This is a genomic window from Geminicoccus sp., assembly GCF_036263595.1.
Classification (GTDB): domain Bacteria; phylum Pseudomonadota; class Alphaproteobacteria; order Geminicoccales; family Geminicoccaceae; genus Geminicoccus.
In genome coordinates this window covers 71,449-83,787 of record NZ_DATAGQ010000200.1, presented here as the reverse complement: position 1 = coordinate 83,787, position 12,339 = coordinate 71,449, and the positions used below count along the sequence as shown (strand labels likewise).

The window sequence follows — 12,339 nt, the reverse complement described above, 5'->3', positions numbered from 1 at the left end:
TGCGGACGTGCTGGTAGCCGGATCCTCGATCTTCCGGGCCAGCGACTATGGCGATGCCATTGCGGCGTTGCGTCCGGCGGCCTGACGTCCGGTTGGGGATTGGCCTGCCATGCGGGCAATCTCCTGGCCCGCCACACCAGCTCGTCGATCCGCCAGTTTCAGCTGGCCGACGTTCCGGGCTTCAAGCTGGACCGGCGGCTCAAGAGGCAACTGCCATCCGGATCAAAGTGGTAGTCCCCTCGACGGATGGAGAGGAAGCGGCGGGCGCTCGCCATCAGTCAGCCGGCACAACCGTGGGCAAGCGCTAGAGTGCCCGCCTCGCCAACAGGGCTGTCCCGTAGGCTGCCTGCTCGCTCTCCGGCGAAGGCATCGGCACGTTCAGGATTCGCTCCCTGATCCGGGTCCATGCCTTGTTGGCAGCACCGCCGCCGACCGTGCGCACCGAGCAAAGCCTGGGTGCCCCCAACTCGACCAGTCGGGCATAAGCCCGCTGCTCGACCTTGGCCACGCCCTCCAGCAGTGCCTGGAAGAACCGCGCATCGCTGTCCGGGCGAGGCTCGTGGCGCGACTCCATCGCCGGGTCGGCGACCGGGAAGCGTTCGCCCTTACCGGCTAGCGGCCAGAAATCGAGGCCAGTGGGATGGTCCGGTTCGAGCAGCGGCTCCAGCTCACGCATCCGCTCGGCCGTGAAGAAGCGCAACAGCGCGGCACCACCAGTGTTGGACGCACCGCCCGCCAGCCACATGCCAAGCAGGCGATGGCTGTACACGCCGGCGGCCGGGTCGAAGAGGGGGCGGTCGGACAGGAGCTTCAGGGTAAGGGTCGTGCCAAGGGCGGTCACGCCGTCGCCGGGTTGGTCTGCACCCGTCGCCAGAAAGGACGCGCAGCCATCGGTCGTGCCGGCGACGACCACCGCACCTGGCGCAAAGCCCAGTTCCGGAACGGCTTGGCCAACTGCCGTCCCTGGTTCCAGCACCTCGGGCAGTAGCCGCCGCCCGATACCGAAGGTATCGAGCCAGTCTGGCCAGGTCCGTGCCACGGGGTCCCAGCCGGTCTTCAGTGCGTTGTTGTCGTCGGAGACGCCGAAGCGACCGGTGAGCTTGCCAACCACCCAGTCAGCCTGGTGCAGTGCCATGGCGGCTTCGGGATGAGCGCCCTGAAGGTCGTGCAGCTTGGCAGCAGGGGATGTTGCGCCATGGGCAGCACTTTCCGCCGGCGCCAGATCCTTGATCCGGACAGCGTGGGCAGCACTGCCGGCGTCGTCATAGCGGCGTGCCGGACAGAGCGGCGTTCCGTCCGCCTTGCAGAGCAGCAGCGTCCCGGAGGTGCCGTCGACGGCGATGGCGCCGATACGGTCACGCGGCATCGAGTGCAGGCAGCTTTCCACCGCCTGCCACCAGTCGGCAGCATCAGTGCAGATCATGCCTTGGGAGCGATCCGGCTCCGGCAGCCCGGCTTTCGCTTCCGCGACAACCGTCCCATCGGCATCGATCGCGATGGCACGAACACCCGAGCTCCCGATGTCGATTCCCAGGGCCAGCTTGCTCATGCGGCTTCCAACTCGTCGCGCAGCGCGCCTGGCCGTGCCTCGAACCAAGCCTGGAAAGCCCGCTTCTCGTCCTTGGACATGTGCAGATAGTGCTTGGTGCGGCGGGTCAGGATGTCGTTTGCGGTTCGCGCCCATTCGTTCGCGACGAGGTGCTCGACTTCACGCTCATAGAGCTTGCCGCCGAAGTGACGCCCCATGTCCGCGAGGCTCGTGGCTCCATCCAGCATGCCGATCGCACGGGTGCCGTACAGCCGCGCATAATGGCGGGCCAGATGCTCGGGCAACCAGGGACGCGCGGCCGAGAACTGCTCCAGCCACCGGTCGAAGTCGGCATTCGGCATGTCGCCGCCAGGCAGGGGCGTGCTCGCCGTCCAGTTGCTGGACTTGGTGCCGAGATAGGGCTGCAGCTTGTCGAGCGCGTGCTCGGCGAGCTTGCGATAGGTCGTGATCTTGCCGCCAAAGATCGACAGGAGTGGCGGGCGCTCCTTCGATGGTTCGGGCGGGTCGACGTCGAAGACATAGTCGCGGGTGACGGCCGACGCGTTCTTGGCGCTGTCGTCGTCGTAGAGCGGGCGAACGCCGCTGAACTCGGCGACGATGTCGGCTTCGGTCAGCTGTTGCCTGAAGTAGCGGTTCAGCACCCGCAGCAGATAAGCCCGCTCCTTCGGCTCGACCCGCACATCTTCCGGACGGCCTTCGACGGGGATGTCGGTCGTGCCGATCAGGGTGAGGTCGTCCTCGTACGGGTTGACGAAGATCACCCGCTTGTCATCGTTCTGCAGGAGATAGGCCTGGGGGCCCTTCCACCACTTCCTGATGATCAGGTGACTGCCCTTGACCAGCCGCACCTTCCGCGAGCTGTTCACGCCCACGACCTGACCCAGCACCTTCTCGATCCAGGGGCCGGCGGCATTGACGACGGCACGCGCCCTGACCGACCGCTTCTCGCCCGTGGCCGAATCGGTGAACTCCACGCGCCAGAGCTGGCCGTCGCGACGTGCCGAGGTGGCGGGGGTGCGCGTCAGGATGACCGCGCCACGCTCCTTTGCATCCACCGCGTTCAAGACCACCAGGCGAGCGTCGTCGACCCAGCAGTCGGAATACTCGAAGCCTTTCGAGAACTGGTCGACGATGGGTGCTCCCTCCGGGTCGCGGCGGAGGTCCAGGGATCGGGTGGGCGGCAGCTTCGCGCGGCCGCCCAGGTGATCGTAGAGGAACAGCCCGAACCGGATCAGCCAGCGGGGGCGCTGCTCGGGGCTGTGCGGCAGCACGAAGCGCATTGGCCACACGATGTGCGGCGCTGCGTTCAGCACGATCTCGCGCTCGATGAGTGCTTCGCGGACCAGGCGGAACTCGTAGTACTCGAGGTAGCGCAGCCCGCCATGGATCAGCTTGCCCGAGCGGGAGCTGGTGCCTTGGGCCAAGTCGTCCTTCTCGCACATCACGACGGAAAGGCCACGACCTACGGCGTCGCGCGCGATGCCGGTGCCGTTCACGCCGCCGCCCACGACCACGAGGTCGACCGGGTCGGGCAGCTTGTCGAGGTCCGCAAGGCTCATCGTTGGCTGTTCACTTGGTGGCGACGTTCTTGAGGGGCTCGCCCTTGATCCAGCGGTCGATTTCGGCGCCGATCATCCGGGCCGCGATCTTTACCGTGGTGGTGGAGGCCCCGGCGATGTGCGGCGTGAGCGTGACGTTGGGATGCTTCAGCAGCGGCAGGTCCGGCGGGCAGGGCTCCACCTCGTGGGTTTCCAGCATGGCCCCGCGCAGATGGCCCGACTGCAGCGCCTCGTACAGGTCCGGGTAGTTCACCATCGGCCCGCGGGCCGTGTTGATGAACCAGGCGCCCTTCTTCATCTGGGCGAAGGTCGACTTGTTCATGAAGCCGGTCGTTTCCGGCGTGACGCGGGCATGCAGTGACACGACGTCCGAGCGGCGCAGCAATTCCGCCAGATCGACTTGCTCGACCCCGTCAGCCAGGTCCTCCTCGCTCACCTTCACATAAGGGTCGTCGACCAGGATCTTGCAGCCGAAGGGCTTGAGCAGCTTGGTCACCCGCGTGCCGATATGGCCGTAGCCGATCAGACCCACCGTCAGCTCGCTGAGCTCCGGCCCGGTCAGGTCGGCGCGGTAGAGGTCGCCGCGCCAGATGCCCTGGCTCAAGGACACGTGGCCCTTCGTGATGAGGCGGGTCTCGGCCAGGATCGCGCCGATCGTGAACTCGGCTACTGCCGAGGCGTTGCGGCCTGGGGCATTGACCACGATCACCCCCGCATCTTTCGCCGCCTTCATGTCGATGTTGACCGGGCCGCCCCGGCTCACCCCGATCAACTGCAGGGGCGGCGCAATCACCTTCAGCATGGAGCGCGTGATCGGAGGGAGGTGGCATACCAGCACCTCCGCCCCCTTGATGAAGTTCGCGAGCTCAGCCGGGTCGCCTTGCAACTCCTTCAGGCCTTCGAGCTCGGTGCCCTCCTCGCCATGGAACGAAGGTTCGTCCGGCCAAGGCAGTTCGAGGCTGCGGATATTCCACTCCACGCCCTGGATGTTGCGCAGGTTGGCCTCGAACACCGAAGCTCGCATGAAGTTGTCGCCAATGATCGCGGCTTCGATCTTCCGGGTCATGAACGTACCTTTGCCAGATCCCGCCAGACGTCGCGCATGCGCTGGTGGATCGATTGATAGATGGGGAAGAGATTGGCATAGAGCTTCGCCAGCTCCGGGTCCGGATAGGTGGGCTCGCCCAGCGACGGCGTCACCCACGCCGTCACCGCCTCGTCCATGGAAGAGAACACGCCGACTGCGCAGGCTGCCATCATCGCCGTGCCGGTCGCACCCTCCTCACCGCGTGTCCCGGCCCGCACCGGTGCGCCCAGCACGGAAGCCAGGATGGTGCGCAGGGTCCTGGAGCGGGCGGCACCGCCCGCAAGTCGGATCTCCTCGGGCACATGGCCGATCGCGCTGTAGCAGTCGCGCGCTGCGAAGCTCAGGCCTTCGTAGACGGAGCGGAGCAGGTCGAGGAACTGCACGTTCTGGTCGAGCCCGCTTGCCATGGCACGCGCATTGGCATCCACGAACGGCCCACGCTCCCCGGCCGTATGGATGTAGGGATGCCAGATGGCAGCACCTGGACGGGCGTCCAGGACGCGCGCGTCCAGCATGGGCAGGGCGTCCCTGCGGGACACCTGATGGCCGAGTGCCCCGGCGGCCTGACAGGCCAGATCGACCGCCCAGTCGATGTTCAGGGTGGCTGCCATGTTCGACTGCGCCTGGGTATAGGCACCCGGGACTGGCAGGCACATCGTGTATCCGCTCGGTACTGGCCCCAGCGTCACCTCGTCCGCGGAGCCGGCGAGGCGGATGTGCATCCCGGTCGAGCCGATGATCGAGACGCCCAGGCGCCGCCCGCGTTCGTAGACGCCAGCACCCATGGCCGTGCAGACCACGTCGACGAACCCAAGCGAAATCGGGGTGCCGGGCTTGAGCCCGACCTGTGCTGCCGCTTCGGCCGTGAGAGGATGATTGGCCTCCGCACCGTTCAGGATCGGCGGCAGAAGGCGGCTGAAATCGCCGAGTTCATAGGCTTCCAGGACCTCATGCGAGTAGTCGCGGCGGCGGAAGTCGCCGAACGTGAACACTCCCTCGGACACGTCGGTTGCGCGTATGCCCGTCAGCTTGAAGTACAGCCAGTCCTTGCAGTGCATGCCTGTCGCGGCACGTTGCAGGATTTCAGGCGCGTGCCGCTTCATCCACATCAGGTGCGCGGACTGCTGGCATGCGTTCATTCCGCAGCCGGTGATGGGATAGGTGCGGGCTGTGGTGCCATCACGCTCGGCCGCCTCGACCACGCCAGCAGCCCGGCTGTCCAGCCAGAGCCAGGCCGGCGTGACCGGCTCGCCCTCCTTGTCGATCAGCCAGGTTCCATCGCCCTGCGCGGTGACGCCAACGGTGAGGACGCGGTCTGCCAGGTCGGGCACCTTCGTGCCGAGGTCGCGGAGCACCTCGGCGCAATCCAGCCAGGTCTGCACCACGTCCTGCTCGCAACCGCCGCCCGGCAGGTTTACGTAGCGGTTCGGCTTGGCGGCAGCAGCGACCTGCCGGCCCTGCAGGTCGAAGGCGACGACCTTGGTGACCGAGGTGCCGGCGTCGATGCCAAGGATCAGGTCAGGCTTCATGCAACCGGGCCCATTCCATGCCGAAGCGCCTTGCCCATGGCAGCATCGAACAGGTGCAGCGCGTCGCCGGGCAGGTCGACCGGGACGTGCTCGCCGATGTCCACGCTGAGCGCACCGTCGGTCACGGCCACCAGCAGGACACCCGCGACCTCGATACCGAGATGGGTCTGGTCGCCCAGCCACTGATTGCTCACGACCTGGCCCTGCAAAGGGCCAGTGCCGACCTTCAAGCGGTGCGGGCGGATGCCGACCCGCACGTCGCCCGGGCGATCGCCAGGGAAGGCCGGCAGAATGAAGGCCTTCTCGTTGCGCTGCGTGCGGACGACGATGTCCGATTCGATGACTTCCGCTTCCATGATGTTCATGGGCGGCTCGCCGATGAACGAGGCGACGAACAGGTTGGCGGGCTGCTCCTTCAGGTCCGCCGGCGTCGCAAACTGCTGGAGCACGCCGCCTTCCATGACCGCGATGCGGTCCGCCAGGGCCAGCGCCTCGGTCTGGTCGTGGGTGACGAACACGGTAGTCATCTTGTGCTGGATCAGAAAGTCCTTGATGCGCGCCCGCAGGATCGCCCGGAGCTGTGGCTCCAGTTGGGACATCGGTTCGTCGAGCAAGGAAAGATCGGCACGGCGGACCAGCGCGCGGGCGAGCGACGTGCGCTGCTGCTGTCCGGCCGAGATGGTGGGCGGGTAGCGGTCGAGGATCTCCTCGATCTCGAGCAGCGCGGCGATCTCGGCCACGCGCCGGTCGATCTCCGCCCGCGGCGTCTTCGCGCGCAGGAGTGCAAAGACGATATTGTCGCGCACGGTGAGCGGGGGATAGAGCGCGTAGCCCTCGAAGGCCATGGCCACGCCGCGCTCGGCGGGTCCCAGGTCGTTCAGGAGCCGCGTTCCCAGCCGGATTTCGCCCCGGCTGACCTCCTCGAAGCCCGCGATCATGCGCAGCGTCGAGGTCTTGCCGCAACCAGACGAGCCGAGCAGACCAATGATCTCACCATCCGCGATGCGCATATCCACGCCCTGAACAGCGTGGACCGGCGGCTTGCCGCGGCTCTGGTAGATCTTGTCGACCGCGATGAGGTTCAGTTCTGCCATGGGAGTCTCACGCCGCGGCCGGGAGAAGGGTACCCGAAGCCGGGTCGAAGAACAGGGCACGGCCAAAGTCGATCGCGGCGTGGACTGCGCGATGGCCTCGGCCGAACCGGCCCTGCTCGTGCTCTGAACAGGTCGCCAGCACTTCCCGCCCGTCCTGGCTGCGCAGGAACAGCACGGTGCGGACGTTGAGCGGCGTGACAGCGTCCAGCTCCATGGGGATGCCGCCGTCCACGGGCTCGGTACGTACCTCGATATGTTCGGGCCGCAGCGCCAGCATGCAGTCCCGGTCGAGGAGATGCCCGGTTTGGGCAGGCAGCGACACCCGGCTCCCGAAGATGTCCACCTCCGGCCCGTTCGCGCCGAGCCTGGGCTTGACTGGAACCAGGTTGATGGTGGGATCGCCGAAGAGCCTAGCGATCCGGATGTCGGCCGGCTTCCGATAGATTTCTGCCGGGCGGTCGACCTGCAGGAACCTGCCGTCCAGCAGCACCGCCACCCGGTCGCCCAGCGCCATCGCCTCCTTGTAGTCCTGCGTCACGTAGAGAACGGCACCGCCGAAGCTTTTCAGCAGGCGCGGCAGTTCGATCCGCATCTCGTAACGGAGCTTGGCGTCGACGTTGCGGAGCGGATCGTCCAGCAGCAGCACCTCGGGCCCGGCGATGAGCGCCCGTCCCAGCGCGGTGCGCTGCTTCTGGCCGTTGCTGAGTTCCTTGGGGAAGTGCTTCAGGACATGGTCGATCTTCAGGAGGCGGGCAGTCTCCTGGACGCGGCGGGCGATCTCGTCCCCGGCCATGCCACGGGCGCGCAGCGGGCTCGCGATGTTCTCGAACGCGGGCATGTGCGGGTAGAGCGCGAAGTTCTGGAAGGCCATGCCGACATCGCGCTGTTCCGGCCCGGCACCCAGCAGCGACCGGCCGCCCAGCCGCACGTCGCCGCTGTCGGGCTGCATCACGCCCGAGACGAGCCGCAAGAGGACGGTCTTGCCGCCACCGGACGGGCCGAACACGACGACCGTCTCGCCGCGCTCGACCGACAGCGAGGCTTCCTTGAGCACCTGCTCCTTCTTGAAGGCCACCGAAATGCGGTCGAGGTCGAGGAACGCCATATCGGTCAACCCTTCACGGCGCCGAGCGACAGACCCTCGACGAGGTAGCGCTGGGCATAGAGGGCGAGGAGGAGGGTGGGCGTGATCGACAGGAGCACGGCCGCCGCAATCTGCCCGTACTGGATGCCGGACGCGGTGACGAAGGCGAGGGCACCCACGGTCACGGGCTGCTTGTCGGCCGAGGCCAGGATCAGTGCGAAGATGAAGTTGTTCCAGCAGAAGATGAAGGACAGGAGGGCCGCCGCGGCGATGCCGGGCCGCGCCAGAGGCAAGGCGATCCTCGTGAAGGTCTTCCACCAGGAATGACCATCGATCCGGTAGGCGTGCTCGATGTCGGGGCTGATGTCCTCGAAATAGCCGCGCACGATCCAGAGGATCAGCGGCAAGGCGATCAGCTGGTAGACCCAGATCAAGCCGACATAGGTGTCGGTCAGGCCGATGTCCTGGAAGTAGAGACTGAGCGGCAGGAGGACGAGCAGCGGCGGCGCGAAGCGGAAGGACAGGAGCGTGAATGCGATGTCCTCGCTCAGGCGGAAGCGGAATCGCGCGAATGCATAGGCCGCGGGCACGCCAAGGAGGAGCGCCAGGGCAACCGACGTCGTGGAAAGCAGCACGCTGTTCCACAGATTGCCCATGAACTTGATCTCGAGGATGCCCGCATTGCTCACCAGCCTGCCAGAAATGAGCGCCCAGTAGTTGGACAGGGTCGGCTCGAACACGATCGACGGCGGGATTCGCAGGATCTGCTCGTTGGTCTGGAAGGACATCAGCGCCACCCAGAACAATGGGAACAGGAAGAACAGCCCCACGACCAGCAAGGCGATGCCGCGCAGGATGGTGACGAGCAGGTTGTCGCGTTCCATGTCACGCTGCTCCGCGGGCGCGCTCGCGCAGGCGCAGCCAGTGTTTGATGAAGATGTTGGAAAGGAGGTAGGCGATCGCCCACAGCACCATGAGCACGGCGGCTGAGCGGCCGACATTGAAGTTCTGGAAGAACTCCAGATACGCCATGACCTGGAACACCATCAGCGTATCACCGGGTCCGCCCTGGGTCATCGCGTAGATGATGTCGAACTGCTGGATGCTGTCGAGCATCCGGAACAGGGCGGCCGTGATCATGTAGGGGGTGAGCATCGGCAGGGTGATGCGGAAGAACACGAACGAAGCAGGCACGCCGTCCAGGGCGGCCGCCTCGAACGGCTGCTTGGGCAGGCCACGCAGGCCCGCCAGCAGGAGGATCATCATGAAGGGCGTATAGACCCAGATGTCGACCAGCAGCACGGTGAAGAGCGCCGTCGATGGCGCGGATGCCCAGCGAAAGTCGGTGATACCGATCTGCTGGATGAGCCAGCTCAGGATGCCGAAGTCCGGATGGGTCATCAGCTTCCACATCAAGGCGGCGATCGCCGGGGCCACCATCAGTGGCAGGAGCAAGGCGATGCTCATGATGTTGTGGAGCTTGGTCGGCCGCCGCAGCAGGAGTGCGATGCCCAGGCCCAGCAGCAGTTCCAGGACGACCGTGGCCACCGTGTAGGTGAGCGACACGGAGACGGTATGCCAGAAGCCCCGGTTGGTGAAGAGGTCCACATACTGCTGGAACCACACGAACCCGCGCAGAGAGGGCAGGTTCATGTTGTAGCGCTGCAGGCTGTACCAGACCGCGGTGAAGAACGGGATGATGATGCCGATGCAGACCAGAAGGGCCGGCAGCGACAGGAGATAGGGCAGCAGGGCGGGGGCCAGTCGGCTCTTCGTCCGGGCAGGTACAGGATGGGGAGCGGTGGTGACAGCCATGATGCCGTGCGGTCCATTGGAAGCAAAAGGCCGGGCCTGCCTCCTCGCAGGAAGCAGGCCCGGGTCGATGAACGACGATCAGCCTAGGCCGGCGGCGACCAGCTGCTCGTCGATGCTGGCGGCCAACTGGTCCAGGCCCTCGTCGACCGGGATTTCGTTGGCGACCATCTTCTGCAGCGCTGCGGCCCAGTCCGTGGTCACGGTCTGGAACAGAGGCTGCGGGGTGAAGTAGATCTTCGAGCCGGGGCTGGAAGCCTCGAACTGCTCGAGATAGCCCGGATAGGACTTGGCGATCCGGTCACGGAACTCCTGGTCCGCCCAGACGCTGGAGCGCACCGGGTTGACGAAGTCCATCTTGCGCGCGCCGAACAGGCCGTGCTCGGTGCCGGACGCCCACTGCATGAAGTACCAAGTGGCGTCCTTCTGGTTCCCGAAGCTGCTCATCGCGAGCGACCAGATCCAGACGTTCGGCGTCGGCGCCTTGGCGGCCGGGTTCGGGGCAAACGCGCTGTAGGCCAGGTTGCCGGCTTCCTTGTTGTCGCCACCGTTCATGAAATAGCCGAGGATGTCGGCGTCGTAGATCATGGCAGAGGCGCCAGCACCCAGGTCGGTGCCGACCTGGTACCAGGTGTAGGTCGCCCAGTTCTTCGGGCCGGACTCCTGGATCATCTTGACCCAAAGGCCGGTCATTTCCTTGCTGACCGCCGAGTTCATCGCGGCCTTGAGCTTGCCGTCGGTGACCTCCAGGTCCTTCGCTCCGTAGTTCGCGAACGCGGAGAGATAGCCCGGATGGATGGTGGCCCAGGAGCGGCTGCCGCGCACGCCGATGCCGTACACGCCGGCGTCCGACTTGGTAATCTTCGACGCAAGGTCGACCAGTTCCGGCAGGTTCTTCGCGGGCTGAACGCCGACCTGCTCGAAGATCCGGCGGTTGTAGGCGATCGAATTCAGCTCGAAGCCCCAGGGCAGCGCCCACTGCCTGGAATCTTCACCACCCAGCTCCGCACCAGGAACGCCCGACCAGGCGGTCGATGCGCGCAGGCCCGGGAGGATGTCGTCCCAGTTGTAGCTCGGATTGGTCTGGTCGGTGTCGGAGATGTACTCGTTCAGGTCCTCGATCCAGCCGGCCGGACCGTACTGCCAGGTCTGGTAGGCACCGGTCATGAACGCGTCGTACTGGCTGCTCTTCGAGGACAGGGCGGCAGCGACCTTGTCGAAGTAAACGTCCTCGGGGAACACGTCGTACTTCACGTCCATGCCGGTCATGGACTTGAAGTTCTCGATGTTGGCGATCATCGCATCCGCATAAGGATGCTTGTTCAGGAGGAGGTTGATCGTCTTGCCGCTGTGCTTCTTCCAGTCAAAGTCGGCTGCCTGCGCCTCGCTCATGCCCTTGTTGAGCATGTAGGACGCGGCGGCGGCGCCCACGCCCAGGCGGCCCATGCGGCGCCCGAGCTCGCGGCGGCTCATGCCGCCCTTCAGGAACTGCTGGATCGTATCTCTTTGCTTCGTCGACATGTTCTTCGACCTCCCTTGATATCCATCAACGACGAAAACGGTTCTAGCGCGTCTCGCTGATCGCGCGCGCAGTTGCCTCGTCCGTGACGAGGCGGGTGACCAGGCCCGTGGCGAGAATGGAGCGGATCGCCTGCGGCTTGCTCCTGCCGCCGGCCACCACGATGACTTCCTTGCCATGCAGGTCGTTCAGATCGATGGCGATCGCGCGGGCATTGATTTCCGGGGCCACGGGCTTGCCCTTGGCGTCGAAGAACCGGCCCAAGATTTCGCCCATCGCCCCCTGGCGGACAAGTTCGGCCAGCTCCTCCTGAGTGATCATGCCGCTGGACGTCAGGAACGCGTCCGCGTGGACTTCGCCGACTCCCGCCAGCACGAGGTCGGCCTGCTTCGCCATGTCCAGCGCATGGCGCACCGAACGCTGCGCCATCAGCACGGACTTGTCCTCCACGGTGTCCGCGAAGAACGGTACAGGCAAAAAGTAGGATTCCGCACCTGTCCGCTCGCACAGGCGGTGGATCACGTCGAACGGGTTGGCGGCGGCGTTGCGGGTGAGCGAGCCCAGGATCGAGACGAACTTGACATCATGACGGGGCTGGCGCGGTAGCCGGTCGGCCATGGCGGCAAGCGTGCGGCCGTGGCCGACGCCGATCACGCGGGCGCGGCCGGATTCCAGCGCGTAGTGGAGCACCCGGGCGCCTGCAACCGCCAGCGTGTCGATCGGCAGGGAGCTGGCTTCCTCATCCAGCGTCGGCGCCACGAAGCAGCCGGAAAGGCCGAACAGGCGGCTGAGGCGATCTTCCAGGGTGACGCATTCGTGCGGTGTGCCCTCGATAAATACCCGCACCAAGCCTTCACGGTGGGCATGCGCGATCAGCCGGTTGACCTTGACGCGGCTCATGGAGAGGCGCGAGGCTATCTCGTCCTGGGTCAGCCCGCCGATGAACGACAACCATGCGGCCCTCGTCGCGAGGCTATTCTCCCCGTTCAACGCGCGGCCAGCCTCCCCGCTGAACATTCGTGCATTGTCCGTACGTTCGTAAACCGAGCGTGCGCTTTTGTGCATTCCGTGTCAAGACGTCGCGCATTGGCGTGCAGGGAGGATGT

General features: G+C 65.9%; 11 protein-coding genes. 1 reads left to right on the top strand and 10 read right to left on the bottom strand.

What is annotated here, in order from left to right:
• Positions 1-234 (top strand): hypothetical protein (locus VHL31_RS21990; protein ID WP_329663386.1); only part of this gene is annotated, 234 nt, incomplete at its 5' end.
• Positions 235-304: 70 nt separating this feature from the next.
• Here VHL31_RS21990 and VHL31_RS21985 read toward each other — a convergent pair.
• The 10 genes from VHL31_RS21985 to VHL31_RS21940 form a co-directional block, all read right to left on the bottom strand.
• A complete protein-coding gene (locus VHL31_RS21985) occupies positions 305-1,549 on the bottom strand; it encodes an FGGY-family carbohydrate kinase (protein WP_329663385.1) in 1,245 nt (414 codons plus the stop codon).
• Positions 1,546-3,108 carry a glycerol-3-phosphate dehydrogenase gene (locus VHL31_RS21980; RefSeq protein ID WP_329663384.1) on the bottom strand — a complete coding sequence of 521 codons (1,563 nt, stop codon included), beginning with the start codon at positions 3,106-3,108 and terminating at the stop codon, positions 1,546-1,548. Before VHL31_RS21980 ends, VHL31_RS21985 begins: the two co-directional genes overlap by 4 nt.
• A gap of 10 nt (positions 3,109-3,118) precedes the next feature.
• Positions 3,119-4,174 (bottom strand): 2-hydroxyacid dehydrogenase, encoded by a 1,056-nt coding sequence (locus tag VHL31_RS21975; protein ID WP_329663383.1) that lies wholly within the window; start codon positions 4,172-4,174, stop codon positions 3,119-3,121.
• Positions 4,171-5,724 carry an FGGY-family carbohydrate kinase gene (locus VHL31_RS21970; protein WP_329663382.1) on the bottom strand — a complete coding sequence of 518 codons (1,554 nt, stop codon included), beginning with the start codon at positions 5,722-5,724 and terminating at the stop codon, positions 4,171-4,173. Before VHL31_RS21970 ends, VHL31_RS21975 begins: the two co-directional genes overlap by 4 nt.
• Entirely contained in the window at positions 5,721-6,818 is a 1,098-nt protein-coding gene (locus VHL31_RS21965) for an ABC transporter ATP-binding protein (RefSeq protein WP_329663381.1), read from the bottom strand. The genes VHL31_RS21970 and VHL31_RS21965 overlap by 4 nt, the downstream gene beginning before the upstream one ends.
• 7 nt (positions 6,819-6,825) lie before the next feature.
• Entirely contained in the window at positions 6,826-7,923 is a 1,098-nt protein-coding gene (locus VHL31_RS21960) for an ABC transporter ATP-binding protein (RefSeq protein WP_329663380.1), read from the bottom strand.
• A gap of 5 nt (positions 7,924-7,928) precedes the next feature.
• Positions 7,929-8,786: a carbohydrate ABC transporter permease gene (locus tag VHL31_RS21955; RefSeq protein WP_329663379.1), complete on the bottom strand. Its 858-nt coding sequence runs from the start codon at positions 8,784-8,786 to the stop codon at positions 7,929-7,931.
• 1 nt (position 8,787) lies between these two features.
• Positions 8,788-9,717, bottom strand: a complete 930-nt coding sequence (locus VHL31_RS21950) for a sugar ABC transporter permease (RefSeq protein ID WP_329663378.1) — start codon at positions 9,715-9,717, stop codon at positions 8,788-8,790.
• 78 nt (positions 9,718-9,795) lie between these two features.
• Entirely contained in the window at positions 9,796-11,235 is a 1,440-nt protein-coding gene (locus VHL31_RS21945; RefSeq protein ID WP_329663377.1) for an ABC transporter substrate-binding protein, read from the bottom strand.
• Between the two features lie 43 nt (positions 11,236-11,278).
• Positions 11,279-12,184, bottom strand: a complete 906-nt coding sequence (locus VHL31_RS21940; protein WP_329663376.1) for a sugar-binding transcriptional regulator — start codon at positions 12,182-12,184, stop codon at positions 11,279-11,281.
• Between the last annotated feature and the right edge of the window lie 155 nt (positions 12,185-12,339).